Below are 18,208 nucleotides of genomic sequence, written 5' to 3' on the forward strand. Positions count from 1 at the left end.
ACAGTCGTTTCGGGCGTTCGCCCTGCTCACGGCAGGAGGCGGGGCGAACCCCGCCTCCTGCGTGGACGAATTACTTCGAAACGCTGCCCAGACGGAACTTGAAGGATGCATCCAGGGTGGAATCGACACCCTTGACGCTCGCGCCGGCGACGGCGACCTGCGCACCCTGCAGCAGCGGCAGGGTGGAGATGTCCTCCGCGAGCAGCTTCTGGACATCCTGGATGTCCTTCTCGCGGGCGGCCTTGTCCGATTCGGTCAGCTGCTTGGCGATCAGCTTGTCGACCTCGGGGTTGGAGTAGTGGTTGTTCATGAAGCCGCCCTTGGGGAAGAACGGGGTGAGGTAGTTGTCCGGGTCGGAGAAGTCCGGGAACCAGCCCAGCTGGTGCACCGGGTAGGTGTCCGCCTTGGACGCCTTGTTGTAGGTGACCCATTCGGTGGACTGCAGTTCGACCTTGAACAGCCCGTCCTTTTCCAACTGATCCTTCACCATCGCGTATTCATCGCCGGAGGACTTGCCGTAGTGGTCCGGGTTGTACTGGAGCTTGATGGTCACCGGGGTGGTGACGCCGGCATCGGCGAGGACCTTCTTGGCCTTGTCCGGGCTGGGTTTGCCGTCCTGGCCGTAGAGATCCTTGAAGGACTCGTTGGCGCCGAGGAAACCGGACGGGACGTTGGACCACAGGGGCAGGTAGGTGCCCTTGTAGACCTGGTCGGCAATCGCCTGGCGGTCGACGAGGTTCGCCATGGCCTGCCGGACGGCGTGAGCCTTGGCGGGGTCGGCGTCGGCGGTCTTGGCACCGAACGGCATCACGTTGTAGTTGAAGACGATGTACCGCATTTCACCGCCCGGCCCCACATGCACCTTGACCTTGGAATCCTTCTTGAGGTCCTCGATATCCGTGGCGCTCAGGCTGCGGTTGGCAACATCGAGGTTGCCCTGCTGGACGTCGAGCTTCATGTTGCTCTGGTCGGTGTAGTACTTGATGGTGGCGCCGCCGTTGGCCGGCTTGTCCAGTACACCCTTGTAGTCCGCGTAGGGCTTGAGGCTGATGAGGGTGTTCTTGTTATAGCTCTCGATGGTGTACTGGCCGTGGAACGCCTTGGCCTTGACGATGTCCTCGTCGGAGAGGAGCTTGTCGGCCGGGAAGACTTCGTCGTCGACAATGGGGCCGGCAGGGCTGGAAAGGATCTGGGCGAAGGTCTGGTCGTTGGCCTGCTTGAGGGTGAAGACCACGGTCTGCGCATCCGGGGTGCTGATCGAAGCGATGTTGGTCAGCAGCGAAGAGGGTCCGCTCGGATCCTTGATCTTGACCTGGCGGTCGAAGCTGAACTTCACGTCCTTGGAGTCCAGGGTGTGGCCGTTGGCCCACTTCAGATCGCTCTTGAGCTTCACCGTGTACTCGGTGGGCTTGGTGAACGAGGCCGATTCGGCGATGTCCGGGACGGGGTCGGCTCCGCCGGGCTTGGAGTTAAGCAGGAACGGGAAGATCTGGTTCATCACCATGAACGACCCGTTGTCATACGATCCCGCCGGGTCCAGGGCGGTCACCTTGTCGGTGGTGCCGTAGGCGATGGTGCTCGCCGTGCTGCCGCTGCCGTTGGAGGTCGTACCACCCGTGGGGCCCGTGCAGGCCGTGAGAGCGAACGCAGAGACACCCGCGAGCGCGATGGCGCATTGCAGGGCTTTCTTGTTGATTGCCATCAGTGAACTTTCCGTTTCTGTGGATTTGGCTGTTCGGTGGGTCCTGCGTGCCGGCGTCGGTTGGTTCCCGGGCGGCGCGCACAGCTGATGTCCCGATTCAACCAGAACAATCGGTCGGAAAAGAGGGATTCCTGTGATTTGAAACACAAACTTTATTTTTGGGACTTGCGACGGCCCGGCTTGCCCATCTGGCGCCATCGCCCGCCTGGTCCATTGCCGCAGCCTGGTCCCGGGAATAAGGTTGAGGTGCGCTCCGTGGCCCGCCGCCGCCGTCGGCCTTCCGGCCCGCCCGGAGCAGGTTGTGCTCGTCGGCCCGCGTGCGGGCCGTCCTGGCGGCGGAGCTTGGGGCCGCCTAGCTGAATCCGCGCAACTTCCGGTCAAAGGACGCGCTCATGAACAAGGCAGCCCTCTGTGTGGGCATCAACGAATTCAAGTACCTTCCGCAATCCAGTTGGCTCCAGGGATGTGTCAACGACGCCAACGACCTGGCAGCCCTGCTGGAGGGGCGCTACGGGTTCCCTTCCTCTGACATCACGGTCCTGCATAATGCCGATGCGGACAAGGACGCTGTCATGGCCGAATTGTCCCGGCTCATAGACCTTGCGGTTTCCGGCACGATTGAGCACCTGGTCTTCACCTTCTCCAGCCACGGCACGCAGATCCCGGACACCAGCGGGGACGAAGCCGACCGATTGGATGAAGCATTCGCCTGCTACGGAATCAACAGCACCGGCGACGCATGGGACCCGGCGACGGTGATCGCGGACGACGAACTCCACGACCTGTTCACCAAACTGCCGGACGGCGTGCTCATGGAGGTCGTGCTGGACACCTGCCACAGCGGCACCGGACTGAAGTCGCTGGACCTCCTGCCCGGCCGGCGCCCGCGTTTCCTCCCCGCCCCGACGGCGCGTGCGGTGGCGGCCTCGGAATACAGCGACACACGGGTGCTGCGGGACCTGGTCAAGGCAGGGGACGCCACGAAGCCCGTGCTGATGGCCGCCTGCCGTGCCGACCAGACCGCCGCCGATGCCTACCTCGACCAGCGCTACAACGGCGCCTTCACCTACAACCTGGTGAAGGCGCTGGAATCGGACGGCACCCTCCCCCGGGTGGACATCCTCAAGGCGGTCAGCAAGGGACTGAAGGCCGGTGGCTTTGACCAGGTGGCCCAACTGGAGGCGTCGACGGCGGCCCGCAAGGCGGCGTGGGGAACACCCGGATAGCCGTGGTGTGGCCGGGGCCGGCCCGGTTCGAGCCTCAATCGCCCGCCCTGCCTCAGTCACCCGTGCGGTGGAACCTGCCTTGCACGCCGCTGGACACCTGCTGTTCGGCGGCGTGCTGCTCGTCCGAGACGAACATCGCCGTCTGCCGCTCCCGGGACATGACGGGCTTGAGCGCCGCGTAAACCAGCCGGCCTCCGGCGTCGAAACGCAGCAGTCCCCCGCCGCGGATGTCCACGTACTCGCTCTTGGTCTTCATGCCCAGCCTCACGAAGGCCTCGCGCCGGCTCATGCGCACGGTCTGGACGAAGGAAGCCCCGATTTCCGAGACCACGAAGCCGTCGGGCGATACGCGCTCGGACGTCCGCACCCGGGTGGAACTGAGCGGGGTGCGCCGTTCCAGGCGGGCGGCGTCGAGCAGGCGGGGGTTCTCCCAGACGAAGCGCTGGACCTCCTGCGGATCCGAACCCAGCGCGGCAAGCCGTATCGGATAGCGCAGGCCCCGGTAGTTTTCCACTCCGGAGATATTGGCCAGGGGAACCCTCCGGATCCCGATCCTGGAGAACTCCTCCTGGATCGCTTCCCGGTAGCCGTGCTGGTCTTCCGGAACCATGTCCAGGTCGGCGGCGATGATGCCCCTGAGGAGGTCCCGCCACAGGACATCGACGGGGGGCATGTAGGAAAGGCCCCGGATCACCATGCGGAGCACCCGGGTGCCCACGATCGAACCGGAATCGGCCATCTGCTGCAGGCTCTGCCCTTCGCCCATCCGGCGGTTCCGCTCCATCCACAGCCGGTGGACCGCCCGCAAGACGGCGCCCACCACCACGGTTCCCCTGACGTGCGGCTCAGGCTGCTCCTCCCAGTTGTCCGGGACGGTGCCGGCAAATGGCTCCCGCAACGGCCCGCGCGCATACAGGTCCCTGGCGAAGTCGAAGAGCGTGCGCATCAGGGCGTCGTCGTCGAGTGCGGTATCCGAGCCGGCCTTCCCCGCCGCGGCGAGCAGTTGCCGGTACACGACGTCCCTGGAGGAGAAAACGGAGAGGATCGCCACCAGGTCGGCCAGGGCCTCGTGGATGGCGAGCTGTTCGATCCCCGCGAGCTGGTCCGCCCAGGCTGGCCGGAACCCGTCAAGGATCGCGTGGGTGACCTCGTGCGCCACAATGTCCCGGAACAGCGCCGTGGGGACTTTGTACCCCATGCGGTCGATGGAGCCGAAACGGATGATGTTGGTGCCGCGTTCGTATCCGGTGTCCGTGACGGTTACCAGGTCGCGGGCCTTGAGGATCAGCCGCCCCTCGGGGTGCCAGGGCATGCGCCGGCCGAGGGTCGATTCGAAGAGATGCAGGGTGGAGGCTGCCACTCCGTACACGTGCTGGGCCAGGAAACGCGAATCGTCCAGCAGTTCCCGCAGTTCGGCCGGCGGATCCTCCGAGATGAACTGCCAAGGGTTTCCCGGCACGGTCAGCGACACCGGGACCACGTTGGTGCCCCGCCATTTCCTGATGTGCACGCTCAGCCGGTGGCCGGTGGGTCCCCGGCGCAGCCGCTCAACGGGAATCCTCAGCTGCGCGGTGATCGGAGCCAGGCCGTTGCTGCCGATCGGACCCTCCGCGAGAACCGTCAGGGGGACCATCTGCCCGGCCTTGATGTCCCCCGGGGCCTTGTCCTGAAACGCCACAGCCATCGCCGCCCCCTGCGCGGAACCCCAGCAAATCCGCAGCGGAATGCTGCATAGCCAAGTATCTGCCCGTCAGCAGCCGGAGGCAATGGTGCTCGACGCCGGCAGGCAGCCCCGTACTTAGAGTGCGGCGCGCTGCAGCGAGCGGGCGGCGTCGATGGTTGCCTGGCCCAGCACCCGGGTGCCCTGGTACAGCACCACGGTCTGTCCGGGCGCGACGCCGCGCAGCGGCTCGTTGAGGGTGACCACCAGGCCTTCGCGCTCCACGCCGGAATCGTCCAGGACGGCTTCCACACGGGCGCTGGCAGGCACGGGGTCGCCGTGGGCGCGGACCTGGGCGTGACAATCGAACTCCGCACCGGTGCCGACCTCGGCGATGGGCAGGCCGGCCCAGGAAACCTTGATTCCGCGGATCTCGTCGATGGCGAGCAGGGCCTCCGGTCCCACGACCACCTTGTTTTCCTTCGGGCGGATCTCCAGGACGAAGCGGGGCTTGCCGTCTGCGGCGGGCGTGCCGAGCTTCAGGCCGCGGCGCTGACCCACGGTGAAGGCGTTGGCCCCCGGGTGTTCGCCGACCTTCGCGCCGGTCTCATCGACGATGTCTCCGGTGGTCATCTCGATCTTCTCGGCCAGCCAGCCGCGGGTATCGCCGTCGGAGATGAAGCAGATGTCGTGGCTGTCCGGCTTGTTGGCCACGGAGAGGCCGCGGCGCTCGGCCTCGGCGCGGACTTCGGCCTTGGACGGGGTGTCTGCCAGCGGGAACATGGAGTGCTTGAGCTGTTCGTGGGTCAGCACACCCAGCACGTAGCTCTGGTCCTTGGCCCAGTCGGCGGCGCGGTGCAGTTCCGGGTTGCCGTCCGCGTCGTTGATCACCTTGGCGTAGTGGCCGGTGCACACGGCGTCGAACCCGAGGGCGAGCGCCTTCTCAAGCAGGGCCGCGAACTTGATGCGCTCGTTGCAACGCATGCAGGGGTTGGGCGTCCGCCCGGCCGCGTATTCGTCGATGAAGTCCTGGACGACGTCTTCCTTGAAGCGTTCGGAGAAGTCCCACACGTAGTAGGGGATCCCCAGCACGTCGCAGGCGCGCCAGGCGTCCCGGGAGTCCTCGATGGTGCAGCAGCCCCGGCTTCCGGTGCGGAGGGTTCCGGGCATGCGGGACAACGCCAGATGGACGCCGACGACGTCGTGCCCCGCCTCGACGGCGCGGGCGGCGGCAACGGCGGAATCGACTCCGCCGCTCATGGCTGCAAGTACTCGCATGCTGGCTTTCTGCTGGATATAGGGAGGAAGTTGCGCCGGAAGACACCGCACGCCCGTCCATTCTACCGTCTGTGGGTTCGGGTCAGGAACCCGGCTTCGGGGCCGTTCAACGGAGCCGACGTTCCGGTTCCCCGCCGGTAACCCTTGACCGTTCCCGCCCACGATTCTAAAGTCAAAAATGACGGTTTTAGATGCAGTGACGAGCCACCGACAGGAATCGAGGCATCATGGACACCGGACACTTCGTTATCGCGGGCGGGGGCCTGGCCGGCGCCACCGCCGCCAGGACCCTCCGCTCGGAAGGCTTCACGGGCACCATCACCATCGCCTGCGCCGAATCCCAGGTGCCCTATCTCAGGCCGCCGCTTTCGAAGGAATTCCTGCTCGGGAAGGACGGCGAAGACAAAGTCCCGGTGGTACCGCCGGACTGGTACGGGGAGAACGGCGTCGAACTCCTGCTTGCCGATCCCGTGGTCGCGGCGCATCCGCAGGCACATACCGTCCGCCTCGCGTCCGGGAAGGAACTGGAATACTCAAGACTTCTGATCGCCACCGGCGCCCAGCCGCGGAGGCTGCCTCTCCCGGGCAGCGAGCTGGCCGGTGTCAGCACCTTCCGTACCTTGGACGACTCGCGCCGGCTGAAGGCTGAACTGTCCGGCGGCGGACGGCGCCTGGTCATGGTCGGCTCCGGCTGGATCGGAATGGAGCTCGCAGCCGCCGCGAGCAGTTACGGCAACGAGGTCACCCTGTTGGGCCTGGAAGACATCCCGCTGTCCACGGCCATCGGTCCGGAGCTGGGAGCATTCTTCCGTGACTTGCACGAATCCCGCGGCGTGCGGTTCCGGCTGCCGGCGAGCGCCAGGGAGATCAAGGGCACCGACGGCCGGGCCGGCACCGTGGTCACCGATTCCGGGGAGGAGATCCCCGCAGACCTCGTGGTCATCGCGGCCGGGGTACTGCCGGACACCACGCTCGCTGAGAAGGCCGGACTGAAACTGGAGAACGGGATCCTGGTGGACGCGTCCCTGCGCACCAGCAGTCCCGATGTGTTCGCTGCCGGGGACGTCGCCAACGCGCTGCACCCCTTCACCGGGGAGCACTACCGCAGCGAGCACTGGTACAACGCGCTCATGGGCGGAAAGGTGGCCGCCAGAGCCATGCTGGGCCAGGACGCGAAACTGGACATGGTGCCTTACTTCTATACGGACCAGTTCCACGTCGCCATGGAGTATTCCGGCTTCCCCACCTTGGCCGCCGGCCGGAAGCCCCTGCTGCGCGGCTCGATGGACGACGGCAGCTTCCTGGCGTTCTGGCTGAACCCGGATCCTTCAGGCAAAGCCGCAGTGGTCGCGGGGATGAGCATCAACCGGGCCAAGGTCCACAAAACCATCAAGGCCCTGATCAGCGGGCGCGTTCAGCTGGATCCCGCGCGCCTGGCCGATCCGGACGTGCCCTTGGAGGAGCTCCTTCCGGAAGGCTGAGCTACGCGGTGCCCTGCTCCGGGGAGGCGGGCCCCGCGGGCACCGAACCCGAAGACCGCGCCACAGTGGCAGCTGTCTGGATACTGGACTCGTGCCCGGCCATGCCTGCCTGCTTCGCGCGGGCATAGGCATCCGGCAGCGCCCTGAGGAGAGCGTCGACGTCGTCCTCGCTTGAGGTGTGGCCCAGGCTGAAGCGCTGCGCCCCGCGCGCGGTGTCTTCGTCCAGTCCCATCGCCAGCAACACGTGCGAAGGGCGGGGAACCCCGGCTGTGCACGCCGAACCCGTGGAGGATTCGACGCCGGCAAGGTCCAGGAGGAACAGCAGGGAGTCGCCCTCGCAGCCAGGGAAGGTGAAGTGGGCATTGTTCGGCAGCCGGCCGTCGCCAGGTGCGCCACGGAGCACGGCTTCGGGCACCACCGCGCGGACTCCGTCGATGAGCCTGTCCCGCAGGGCCGCGATGCGCGCGCTTTCCGCTGGCAGTCCCGCGGCCAAGGCACCGGCCGCGGCGGCGAAGGCTGCGATGGATGCGGTGTCGAGGGTTCCCGAGCGCACGTCCCGCTCCTGGCCGCCGCCGTGCTGCACCGGAGTCAGCTTGACCGCGCGGCCCAGGAACAGGGCCCCCACGCCCACCGGCCCGCCGATCTTGTGCCCGGAAACAGACATCGCCGCCAGGCCGGATTCCCGGAAATTGACCGGAAGGGCGCCGAAGGCCTGAACGGCGTCCGAATGCACCGGAATCCCATGCGCCGCGGCCAGGTCCACGATCTGCCGGACCGGCTGGATGCTGCCCACTTCGTTGTTGGCCCACATGACGGTCACCAGGGCAACGGATGAAGGGTCGCGTTCCAGTTCCGCCTTGACCGCGTCGAGTTTGACCACGCCGTCGGCGTCCACGGGCAGCCAGACGGCTTCGGCGCCTTCGTGGCGTTCCAGCCACTCGACGGTGTCCTGCACCGCATGATGCTCGACGGCGGAGCAGAGGATGCGGGTCCGGCGCGGATCTTCATCGTGGCGGCTCCAGAACAGGCCCTTGACCGCGAGGTTGTCCGCCTCGGTCCCTCCGGAGGTGAAGATGACCTCGGAGGGGTGCGCGCCGGCGGCCGCGGCCAGGATTTCCCGGGCGTCCTCCACGGAGCGCCGGGCGCGCCGGCCTGACGCGTGCAGGGACGAAGGGTTACCGGTCCGTGCAAGCTCGCGGGTCATCGCCTCGAGGGCGGCCGGAGCCATCGGGGTGGTGGCGGCATGGTCCAGGTATACAGGCACCTTAAGAGTCTATCGACGGCCCGCGACGCCGGCAGGCGGGCCCGGCGGCTCACTCATCGGGCAGGATCCGGGCACAGCAGTGGCCGGGGCGTTCGTCCCCGGCGATCCGCCGGCTGTCGATGCCGCACGCATCCGCCATTCCCGCCAGGAAGGCGCCGTTCATCGCGCACACGACCTCAGGGTAGCTCCGGGAGAGCTTGCGGAAGGGGCAATTCAGCAGCGCGTGGCCGCCGTCGTCGTCCGCTTCCGGCTGGTACCCCTGCCCGGCGAGGACATCCAGGAAATCCCTCCCGCCGGCACCGGCCTCCGTGCCTTTGGCGCGGGCCGTGCGGAGCAGCGCCTCACGCGCCGCTCCTCCGTCCCGCATCACGGAGTTGACCGCCGAGGCCAGCACTGCGCCGGCCAGATCGTAGTTGCGCTCGGGGACGGAAACGCCAATCTCGGCGAAGAGCGGAACGTAAAGCTTGGCAGGGCGCCCGGACCCGGGTCCGCCCTTGCCTGCAGGCTTGCGGAACTCGACGCCGAGCAGCCCGTCGCGCACCATCCGGTCCAGGTGGAACGACGCCGTGCTGCGCGGCATACCCAGGGCCGCAGCGGCATCGTCCCGTCCGGTGGCGGCACCGACCGAGCACACGTACTCGTAGAGCCGGCGGCGGTTGTCGTCACCGAGCGAAGACAGGGCGGACAGACGCTCGCGCCAGGAAAGTCCGGTCATGGGATAAGGGTAACTCTAAAAAGGCATCCGTTGATTAAATCTTGTCAGGATTCTAAAATCAAGCTATCCAATTTTAGAAATTGGCCGGCAGCAGCAAAGGAAGGAAGAGCCATGAAAACCCAGGAAACCGCGGTGCACGCAGGCACCGGCAGGATTGCCGCCATGGACCCGGCACGGCAGGGATTCCTGCTCCTCAGGACCGTCTTCACGGTCGCACCGATCCTCTTCGGCCTCGACAAGTTCGCCAACATCCTGGCGGACTGGACGAGCTACCTCGCACCGGCGGCCACAGCCGTGGTTCCGGTGACGCCCCAGGTGTTCATGTACGGCGTGGGCGTCGTGGAAATCATCGCGGGCCTCGCCGTCGCCGTCCGCCCGCGCTTCGGCTCGCTGCTGGTGGCCGTATGGCTGCTGGGGATCATCGTCAACCTGCTGGTCCTTGGCGGTTTCTTCGATGTCGCGCTCCGGGACTTCGGCCTCATGGTGGCGGCTTTGGCCCTCAACCGGATCGCTGGAAGCACGGCGGCATCGGGCCCGCGCCGGGGGCGTTGAGCAGCAGGTTTGCAGGGCGGCCTGGCCGGATCGAATCAGTTACCGGGCGGGATGAGCGGAAGGTAGTTCGCCACGTCGGCTTTGGCCGTCGCCAGGGCGGCCGGTGAGGGGCAAGCCGCCGAGACGTAGACCGAGGAGCCGGCGCTGGCGAACATCCGTGCAAGGACGCTGAACGAGGTGCCGTCCGCCGCCGGCCGCGCGTTGAAGGCGAGCACCTCGACCTTGCGGCGGGGCTTGTCATTGTCCCCTCCCCAGCGCAGGGTTTCAGACTTCAGCGACGCCGGTTCGATGCTCGGATCCACATAGGCGAACAAGGCCTCCGTGGAGGCCCTGTCGTTGCCCGCAACGGCAAGCGCACCCTGGTTGAGGCTCAGCCTGGCCGTCACCTTGCAGCCGTCCTTGCGCACATAGCTGCTCTGGCCCTGGATGTTCTCCTGCACCAGCTTCCAGCCGGGAGCCTCCCGGAGTCCGTCCGAGATCTCCACCGGAACACCGGCGGCCAGCGTCCCTCCGGCACTGAGCGGAAGGTCCTTGGCGGCGACGGCGTCGGCGTCGTGACCGGGGGTCACGGTGGGCGTGGCCAGGACAGAGGGGGCCGGCGCCGGCGTGGTCACCGCGGGGTCGGGAACGCTGACACTGCAGGAGGCCAGGGCAGCAGCTCCGATGATCACGGCACCAAAGCGGGCGGGCCATGCCGCTGCCCGCCGTCCGAACGTCTCCAAAACGCGTCCCCCATCATCTTTGCGGCCTTTCGGTTGCCGCCTCCGAGTCTAGCCCGCCGGTTCCCCTGCCTACTCGGGGAACCTGTTGGAGGCCGCGGTTCGTTATCCCTGAAGGCTGGCTAGACTGGCCCCGAACCCAGACCTCCAGAGAAAGGGCCGTGCTTGGCCGAGGGCAGCAGTTCCCACTACCAGATACTCCGGGTCTCCGTTAATGCCACGGAGCAGGAGATCAAGCGGGCGTACCGCAAAGCGGCGCGGCTGGCGCACCCGGACCACGGCGGAGATCCTGCGGTCTTCCGGCAAGTCACCCTCGCCTACGAGACCCTCGTAGACCCCCGCCGCCGGGCCGAGTACGACCGCCGCTATGCCACCATGCGGCCCACGACGCCCGCGGACTACGGTGGAAACGACGTCCCGCGGCCGGCCAGCCGCACCACCGTCCATCGCCCCAACGTTCCGCGCAACACCGCCGGGGATGCCCCCGTCTACGTCCCGGCCTTCGATGATCCGCTCGAGGTTCCGTTGCTCTCCCCGGCGGAGGCCGCCCTGCAGGTCCACGGCATGCCGCGAAGGCGCGGGATTTTCGGTGCCGAGGCCAGGATCCAGCGGGAGATGCGCACCGTTCAGCTGATCAGCCGGCAGGTCCTCCCGGCGATCCCTTCGGCCCGGCTCATCAACGGGCTCCGCTCCCCCTCGGACGACAGCCACATCGACCATGCCGTGCTGGCCGGCTACCGCCTTGCCCTGGTTGGATCCATGCTGCTGCCCAAGGGCGCCTACGCTTGGGACGGGGTTGCCCTGAGGCATGGAGGGCGGGCCGTGCCGCCGCCGCGGCTGGACGTGGTTGCCCGCCATATGCAGGACATCTTCCCGGAGCTTAACGTCACCGCCTGGGTGGTGGTCCACGGACCGGATGCCAACCCGCACGAGCCGGTGATCGACCGCTACCGGCACGCCGACGACGGCGGGGGCATCCAGGTGGTCAACGCCGCAGGCCTTGCCAAGGGGCTCAAGCAGTTCCTGTCCTCCGGGCCGGTGCCCAACACCGTAGTGGTCCCGGTGCTGGCGCGCCTGCTGCGCGGCATGCACTGAGGGTTCCGCGAACGGCCGGCGGCGGACGCCGGCACCGGAAGCCGCGGCGGCTGGCTAGGATTGATCCGTGTTCCGCATCCTCTTCCACACCCCTGAAATCCCGGGCAACACGGGCAACGCCATCCGCCTCGCCGCCATCACCGGCGCCGAACTGCACCTCGTGGAGCCCCTGGGCTTCGACTTCTCCGACGCCAAACTGCGCCGGGCCGGCCTCGATTACCACGACCTTGCCGTGGTCACCGTGCACAAGGACATCGAAGCAGCCTGGGAGGCCCTGCAGCCGGAACGCGTCTTCGCCTTCACCTCCGACGGCGACACCTCCTACACGGACATCTCCTACCGGGCCGGCGACGTGCTGCTGTTCGGCCCGGAATCCGTGGGCCTGCCTGACTGGTTGAAGCAGGACCCACACATCACGGCCCGGCTGCGCCTTCCCATGCTGCCATCGCTGCGCTCACTCAACCTCGCCAACGCCGCCTCGATCGCGGTGTACGAAGCCTGGCGGCAAAACGGCTTTTCCGGCGCCAGGATCTGATCCTGCGCAGGCCCTTGACCTTGACGTAACGTCAACTTCTACGCTGGAACCATGAAGCAGGAAGAAGGCACCTGGAGCATCTCCGAAGTGGCGAAGGCCAGCAAGGTTTCATCGCGGACCCTGCGGCACTACGACCAGCTCGGACTCCTGGAACCGGCCTACACGGCGCAGAACGGCTACCGCTACTACGGGGAGCCTGAGCTGCTGCGCCTGCAACGGATCCTCCTGCTTCGCGAACTTGGCCTTGGGCTCGAGACCATCGGCGAAGTTCTTGATGGCCAGGCCGACCCCGTGGAAGCACTTGCCGTGCACCGGAATTGGCTGCTGGCCGAGCGCGACCGGCTGGACCGCATGTCCAGAACGGTTGACGCCACCATCACAGCACTACGCCAAGGAGCACCGATGTCCGCGGAAAGCATCTTCAAGGATTTCGACAACAACCCCTACGAAGCCGAAGCCCGCGAGCGTTGGGGCGACAAGGTGGTGGACGAGTCCAAAGCCCGCCACGCAGCCATGACCCCCGCCCAGAAGCAGGAGTTCATGGAGCAGGCCGACGCGGCCAACCGGGCCGTCCTGGACTGCCTGAACGCGGGACTGCCGGCCGACGATGCCAGGACCCTGGCCGCCGTCGAGCTCCATTACCAGTGGATCCTCCGCAGCTGGACGCCGGACCGGGAGTCGTACGCCGGCCTTGGCCGCATGTACGTCGAGGATGCGCGCTTCAAGGCGTTCTACGACAAATACGACGACCGCCTCGCCGGGTACCTGAGCGATGCCATGACGGCGTACGCGCAGGCGCGCCTTAGCTGACCCCGCCCTGCGCGGCGTCGCTGGCCACGAGTTCCAGGCGCTCGATGACCTCCTGGGCCTCTTCGGCCGGGGACGCGGACACGGACAGCGAGATGTGGTTCTCGTCCGCGCCCGGCTCTTCGAGGGCGTCGAACTGGGATTCAAGCAGCGACGGCGGCATGAAGTGCCCGTGCCGGGACGCCAAGCGGTCCGAGATCTTGTCCCTGCTGCCTTGCAGGAACACGAACACCACGTTCTCACCACGCAGCACGTCGCGGTACGTCTTCTTGAGCGCCGAGCACGTGATGATCCCGGGCTCCCCCGCCTCGGTGCGGGCGCGGATCCAGCCGGCGATCAGTTCAAGCCAGGGCCAGCGGTCCTCGTCCGTGAGCGGCTGGCCGGAATGCATCTTCGCCACGTTGGCTTCCGGGTGGAGGTCGTCGCCCTCGGCGAGGTCCCAGCCGAGGCGTCCGGCCAAGACACCTGCAACGGTGGATTTGCCTGAGCCGGAAACGCCCATGATCACCAGGACGGGTTGCTGCGCAGTCTTCGCCATTGAAAGCCTGTCTTCCTTATAAATATGATTTAACCGGCTTCAAGCATATGACACGGGTTACAGCTCGGCAATATCAGAAGCCGGCGATGGTCTGGGACCCGTTAACAGGGACGACATGGAAGGCTTCCGCGCTGCTGCCCTCCGGCAGCCCGGCCCGTCGTCCGTTGTGCTGCAGCATGCCGCGGACCGTGCGTTCCATGGCGGCAAGGTCCGGATGCTGGCTGGCGTGGACCCGGATCGCCTCGAGCTTTTCCTCCACCTGGCCGCTGACATCGACGAAATGGTTTTCGCGCGACTCCGGGCCGGCGAACAGCCAGAGCCACGGCAGCTTGTAAGCCTCGAGGCCGGCCTCGGCGAGTTCCGGGTAGGCGAAAGGATTCTCCAGCGCCGGGTACACGGCGCGGGTGACGATTTCGCCCACGGCGAGGTGGTCCGGGTGGCTTTTCTGGAGCCGGTCCCAGTTCCGTTCCGGGTGCATGGCCAGCACGATCTGCGGGCGGATCTCGCGGATCAGCTTGACCACCTGCTTGATGACGCCGTGGTTCACTTCGAGGTAGCCGTCGCGCTCGTGCAGGTAGTGGATGTCCTCGACGCCGACAATCGCCGCAGCACGCCGCTGCTCCTGCGTCCGGGTGTCGGTGATCGCGTGGTGATCGTCGGCATCGAAGCCGCCGGCGTCGCCGTCGGTCATGATGCAGTAGCTGACCTGTACCCCGGCAGCCGTCCAGGCGGCGATGGTGCCGGCGGCGCCGAAGTCGATGTCGTCGGGGTGGGCGGTAAAACAAAGCACCCGCTCAACGCGCTCCATGGAGGCGTTGAACGGGCTCTTTGCTGACGTGGCGTCAGTGGTCAAGGATCAGCCTTTCCGCTTCTTGATCTCTTCGGTTGCCTGCGGGACCACCTTGAAGAGGTCGCCGATGATGCCGAAGTCCGCGATTTCGAAGACGGGAGACTCCGCGTCCTTGTTGATCGCGACGATCACCTTGGAAGTCTGCATCCCGGCCTTCTGCTGGATCGCGCCGGAGATGCCGACGGAGATGTACAGCTGCGGCGAGACGGTCTTGCCGGTCTGCCCCACTTGGAAGTCGTGGCCGATCCATCCGGCATCAGTGGCCGCGCGGGAGGCGCCCACTGCGCCGCCCAGGGCGTCGGCAAGTTCCTCAACGGGGCCGAAGTCGCCGTCGACGCCACGGCCACCGGCCACGACCACGCGGGCTTCGGTGAGTTCCGGGCGTCCGCTGGCGGGACGTTCATTGCGCGCCGTGATGCGCGCGGCCGTGGCCGTGGCGTCCGCCGGAACCTCAACAATGATGGTCTCCGGTGTGCCCGCGGCGGGTGTTTCGGCGACGTCGACGCTGTTCGGCTTGACCGTCAGGACGGCCACGGCGGTGCGTGCCTTCGCGGTGGTGGTGTACGCGCCGGCCAGGACCGACTTGTGGGCGGTGCCGTCGGCGTCGACACCCACGACGTCGGTGATCACACCGGCGTTCAGCTTCACTCCCAGCCGTGCGGCGATTTCCTTGCCGTCCGAGGAGTTCTCCAGGAGGACGGTGTCGGCGCCGGAAGCAGCAACCGCGGCCGCGAGGTACGCAGCCTTCGGGGCCACCAGGTAGTCATCCAGGTCGGCGGCCGAGGGGCGGTAGACGGCGGTGGCCCCGTGGGCGGCGATGGCCGCTGCGACGCCGTCATGGAGTTCGCCGTTGAAGGCCACCGCGCTCTCGCCCAGCGAGCGGGCGATGGTGAGCAGTTCGCGGCTGCTCTTCTTCAGTGCGCCGCCCGGGTTGTCAATGAAAACAAGTGCTTTTGCCATGTGTCTTGGTCCTCTTAGAGCAGCTTCTGGGCGGCCAGGAAGTCAACCAGCTTGATGCCGGCGTCGCCTTCGTCCGTGATGATGGTGCCGGCGGTGCGCGGCGGGCGGGCAGCGGCGGTCTCGACGGCGGTCAGGGAACCGGCGGCGCCGACCTGCCCGGCGTCGACTCCGATGTCGGACAGGGCCAGGGTGGTGATCTTCTTCTTCTTGGCGGCCAGGATGCCCTTGAAGTTCGGGTAGCGGGGCTCGTTGATCTGGTCGGTCACGGAAACGAGCGCGGGCAGCGATGCCTCAACGGTGTCCGAGCGGCCGTCGCCGTCGCGCCGGGCGGTGAGGGTGGTGCCGTTCAGTTCCAGCGCGGACGCGAACGTCACCTGGGGCAGGCCGAGGCGTTCGGCGAGCTGCGCCGGCACCAGGGAGGTTTCGCCGTCGGTGGAGGCCATGCCGGTCAGCACCAGGTCCACGGGGCCAAGGTAGCGGATCGCAGCGGCCAGCGCGAGCGACGTGGCGGCGGCATCGGAGCCGGCGAGGGCGTCGTCGTTCAGGTGGACGCCGGAACTGGCGCCGATCTGGAGGGACTTCTTCACGGAGTTCACGGCTCCGGCCGGGCCCATGCTCAAGGCGATGACTTCGTTGCCGGCCTTGGCACCGCCGCGGGCTTCACTCAGCTGCAACGCGGCCTCGAGGGCGTACTCGTCCAGCTCCGAGAGGATGCTTTCGTCACGGTCGACAGTGTTTCCCTGGCCCGTGAGGTGTCGGTCGAACTGCGCGTCAGGGACGTGCTTGACCAGAACAACAATCTTCAATGTCTCTTCCACTGTGTTCGAGGCAGCCTTCCTTGCTTGAGGATGGCCAGCGGCTGGGGCGCATGGCCATGGGCGCCCGGCTCGCGGGCTTCGTCCTAGCTAAGCATATTGCGGCGAAATACGACGTGCCCGCGTTAACGCCTGTTTCGGCACCGGGAACGCCGAAGCGGGCGGCACCGCTTGGTGCTGCCCGCTTCGGCGTCCTGCTTCTGCCTTACTGCTGCGGGGCGGAGTCCAGGGTGACGTCGATTTCGCGTTCCTGGCCGTTGCGCAGGATGGTTGCCTTGACACTGGCACCGGCGGCCTGCTCGCGAACGGCGGCGGTCAGCTGGTTGGGGTCGCTGATGACCTGCCCGGCGAACTTCACCACCACATCGCCCACCTTGACCCCGGCCTTTTCGGCAGCGGATCCCTTGGTGACGCTGGCGACTTCGGCACCCACCGAGAAACCGGAACTGCTTCCGGTGGCCGACTTCGCCTGGACGCTGACGCCGAACTGGCCGTGGCTGGCCTTGCCGTTCTTGATGATCTCCTCGGCGACCCGCTTGGCGTGGTTGATCGGGATGCTGAAGCCAACGCCGATGTTGCCGCTGGAGGAATCCGTGGTGCCGCTGCCGGCCGAAGCGATGGCCACGTTCACGCCGATCACTTCGCCCTTGCTGTTGACCAGGGCGCCTCCGGAGTTACCGGGGTTGATGGCGGCATCGGTCTGGATGACGTTGATCGAGATGGACCCCTGGTCCGCGCTGGGCTGGTTCCGGCCTTCACCGGGAGGGGCGAATTCGAAACCGCCGTCGCCGTTTCCATTCGAGCTGTCCGGTGCTTCCTTCGGCGCGGCGGAGGATGCCACGCTGATGGTGCGGTTCAGGGTGGAGACGATGCCGTCAGTCACCGTACCGGTGAGGCCAAGCGGTGAACCGATCGCGACGGCGGTGTCCCCCACGTTGATCTTGCTGGAATCGCCAAGGGTCGCCGGGACGAGGCCGGACGGATCCACGACCTTGATGACCGCCAGGTCGGACAGGGGATCCGTGCCGACCACGGTTGCCTTCAGGACCCGGCCTTCGTGGGTGCGGACTTCGATCGAGGCGTTGGCGGTGGCGCCGTCGAGGGTCACCACGTGCGTGTTGGTGAGGATGTGCCCCTGGTCGTCGATGATGATGCCCGAGCCGGTGCCGCCTTCGCTGCCGCTGGAGGCCTTGATGGTGACCACGCTCGGGGACGCCTTGGCCGCCGCGGCGGTGATCACGTTGACGTCGTCCTTGTTGTTGACGATGACGGTGCCGCCCTGGCTGCTGGTGCTCGCCGCCGGGGCCGGGGTGTCGAAGAGCTGGTTGCTCGCCGCCACGACCCCGCCGCCGACGAGTCCGGCCGCGAGGATGCTGGCAACGAGGGTTCCGACGCCGAACACGGGCTTGCGCTTGGTATCCGGCACCGTGCCACCCTGGGCTCCAGCCGGACCGCCCATGATGTGCGGGAACTGCTGGGTGGGGTGTTGCCGGGGCGCGGGATGGTGCGGCGCAGGGTAGCCGCTGCCGGGGTGGTTGCCGCCGCCCGTGCCGTAGAAAGGAGCATGCTGCGGGTAGGAAGGGCTTGCCTGCGGGGACTGGCCCGGGGCCTGCTGACCGGCCGGTTGTCCGGAGGGAGAGGGCTGGCCGTTTTGCACGGGCTCGTTGGGCTGGACGGGCTCACCCGGCTGGTAGGCGGGCAGCCGGGTGGTGGGCTGCTCTCCCGGGCGCTGTTCACCTCCGGCAGGGTTGCCCGCAGACTGGCCTGTCTCCGCGCCGTACGGGACCTCGGCGTTGTTCCATCCGGCGTTGTTCCGTTCCGGGGTCTCGCGTTCGGGTCCCGGCCCCTGCACTGGGTTCTCCGTCATGGGACTTCCTTTCTCCTCGTCTGCATTAACTATGGCCGCTTTTGCTGGATCAAAATCGGATGTTTGCTGAGAGCTTGCTGAACGCCCCGGCGCCGGCTTCGGAGGCGCCCTGGGGACGCCCGGACACTGGCCGCAAAATTGCCT

17 protein-coding genes are annotated in these 18,208 nt (G+C 67.1%); 6 read left to right on the forward strand and 11 right to left on the reverse strand.

Going from position 1 to position 18,208, the window contains the following annotated elements:
• Positions 1-70 precede the first annotated feature (70 nt).
• Positions 71-1,702: an ABC transporter substrate-binding protein gene (locus tag DWV11_RS05550; protein WP_115787891.1), complete on the reverse strand. Its 1,632-nt coding sequence runs from the start codon at positions 1,700-1,702 to the stop codon at positions 71-73.
• Positions 1,703-2,094: 392 nt separating this feature from the next.
• Between DWV11_RS05550 and DWV11_RS05555 the strand changes: the two genes are divergently transcribed.
• The gene (locus DWV11_RS05555; RefSeq protein WP_115787892.1) at positions 2,095-2,928 is read left to right on the forward strand and encodes a caspase family protein; all 834 of its coding nucleotides are present in this window, start codon (positions 2,095-2,097) and stop codon (positions 2,926-2,928) included.
• Between the two features lie 52 nt (positions 2,929-2,980).
• Here the strand turns inward: DWV11_RS05555 and DWV11_RS05560 are convergent, their stop codons facing one another.
• On the reverse strand, positions 2,981-4,612 hold the full coding sequence (locus DWV11_RS05560) for a gluzincin family metallopeptidase (protein WP_115787893.1): 1,632 nt from the start codon (positions 4,610-4,612) through the stop codon (positions 2,981-2,983).
• 114 nt (positions 4,613-4,726) lie between these two features.
• The gene (mnmA, locus tag DWV11_RS05565; RefSeq protein ID WP_115787894.1) at positions 4,727-5,866 is read right to left on the reverse strand and encodes a tRNA 2-thiouridine(34) synthase MnmA; all 1,140 of its coding nucleotides are present in this window, start codon (positions 5,864-5,866) and stop codon (positions 4,727-4,729) included.
• Positions 5,867-6,093: 227 nt separating this feature from the next.
• Here mnmA and DWV11_RS05570 point away from each other — a divergent pair, with 227 nt between their 5' ends.
• A complete protein-coding gene (locus DWV11_RS05570) occupies positions 6,094-7,347 on the forward strand; it encodes an NAD(P)/FAD-dependent oxidoreductase (RefSeq protein WP_115787895.1) in 1,254 nt (417 codons plus the stop codon).
• 1 nt (position 7,348) lies between these two features.
• On the opposite strand, the gene DWV11_RS05575 is transcribed toward DWV11_RS05570, so the two are convergent.
• Both DWV11_RS05575 and DWV11_RS05580 read right to left on the reverse strand, forming a co-directional pair.
• The gene (locus DWV11_RS05575; RefSeq protein ID WP_115787896.1) at positions 7,349-8,611 is read right to left on the reverse strand and encodes a cysteine desulfurase family protein; all 1,263 of its coding nucleotides are present in this window, start codon (positions 8,609-8,611) and stop codon (positions 7,349-7,351) included.
• 49 nt (positions 8,612-8,660) lie between these two features.
• Positions 8,661-9,326 (reverse strand): helix-turn-helix transcriptional regulator, encoded by a 666-nt coding sequence (locus DWV11_RS05580; RefSeq protein ID WP_115787897.1) that lies wholly within the window; start codon positions 9,324-9,326, stop codon positions 8,661-8,663.
• Between the two features lie 111 nt (positions 9,327-9,437).
• Between DWV11_RS05580 and DWV11_RS05585 the strand changes: the two genes are divergently transcribed.
• The gene (locus tag DWV11_RS05585; RefSeq protein WP_245953454.1) at positions 9,438-9,878 is read left to right on the forward strand and encodes a Sec62 family protein translocation protein; all 441 of its coding nucleotides are present in this window, start codon (positions 9,438-9,440) and stop codon (positions 9,876-9,878) included.
• Positions 9,879-9,913: 35 nt separating this feature from the next.
• Here the strand turns inward: DWV11_RS05585 and DWV11_RS05590 are convergent, their stop codons facing one another.
• Positions 9,914-10,549, reverse strand: coding sequence for a hypothetical protein (locus DWV11_RS05590; protein ID WP_115787969.1), 636 nt, complete (start codon positions 10,547-10,549; stop codon positions 9,914-9,916).
• A gap of 213 nt (positions 10,550-10,762) precedes the next feature.
• Between DWV11_RS05590 and DWV11_RS05595 the strand changes: the two genes are divergently transcribed.
• From DWV11_RS05595 to DWV11_RS05605, 3 genes are all read left to right on the forward strand, one after another.
• A complete protein-coding gene (locus DWV11_RS05595) occupies positions 10,763-11,692 on the forward strand; it encodes a J domain-containing protein (RefSeq protein WP_115787898.1) in 930 nt (309 codons plus the stop codon).
• A gap of 67 nt (positions 11,693-11,759) precedes the next feature.
• Positions 11,760-12,227, forward strand: coding sequence for a tRNA (cytidine(34)-2'-O)-methyltransferase (locus DWV11_RS05600; protein ID WP_115787899.1), 468 nt, complete (start codon positions 11,760-11,762; stop codon positions 12,225-12,227).
• 51 nt (positions 12,228-12,278) lie between these two features.
• Positions 12,279-13,037: a MerR family transcriptional regulator gene (locus tag DWV11_RS05605; protein WP_115787900.1), complete on the forward strand. Its 759-nt coding sequence runs from the start codon at positions 12,279-12,281 to the stop codon at positions 13,035-13,037.
• Here DWV11_RS05605 and DWV11_RS05610 read toward each other — a convergent pair.
• From DWV11_RS05610 to DWV11_RS05630, 5 genes are all read right to left on the reverse strand, one after another.
• Positions 13,030-13,572, reverse strand: a complete 543-nt coding sequence (locus tag DWV11_RS05610; RefSeq protein ID WP_115787901.1) for a gluconokinase — start codon at positions 13,570-13,572, stop codon at positions 13,030-13,032. The genes DWV11_RS05605 and DWV11_RS05610 overlap by 8 nt on opposite strands.
• Positions 13,573-13,645: 73 nt before the next feature.
• On the reverse strand, positions 13,646-14,380 hold the full coding sequence (locus tag DWV11_RS05615) for a PIG-L deacetylase family protein (protein WP_115787970.1): 735 nt from the start codon (positions 14,378-14,380) through the stop codon (positions 13,646-13,648).
• Positions 14,381-14,428: 48 nt separating this feature from the next.
• Entirely contained in the window at positions 14,429-15,382 is a 954-nt protein-coding gene (locus DWV11_RS05620; RefSeq protein ID WP_115787902.1) for an electron transfer flavoprotein subunit alpha/FixB family protein, read from the reverse strand.
• A gap of 14 nt (positions 15,383-15,396) precedes the next feature.
• The gene (locus DWV11_RS05625) at positions 15,397-16,188 is read right to left on the reverse strand and encodes an electron transfer flavoprotein subunit beta/FixA family protein (RefSeq protein WP_115787903.1); all 792 of its coding nucleotides are present in this window, start codon (positions 16,186-16,188) and stop codon (positions 15,397-15,399) included.
• 214 nt (positions 16,189-16,402) lie between these two features.
• Entirely contained in the window at positions 16,403-18,064 is a 1,662-nt protein-coding gene (locus tag DWV11_RS05630) for a trypsin-like peptidase domain-containing protein (RefSeq protein ID WP_115787904.1), read from the reverse strand.
• Positions 18,065-18,208 lie beyond the last annotated feature (144 nt).

This window comes from Arthrobacter silvisoli, from assembly GCF_003369445.1.
In the GTDB taxonomy this organism is placed as follows: Bacteria; Actinomycetota; Actinomycetes; order Actinomycetales; family Micrococcaceae; genus Arthrobacter; species Arthrobacter silvisoli.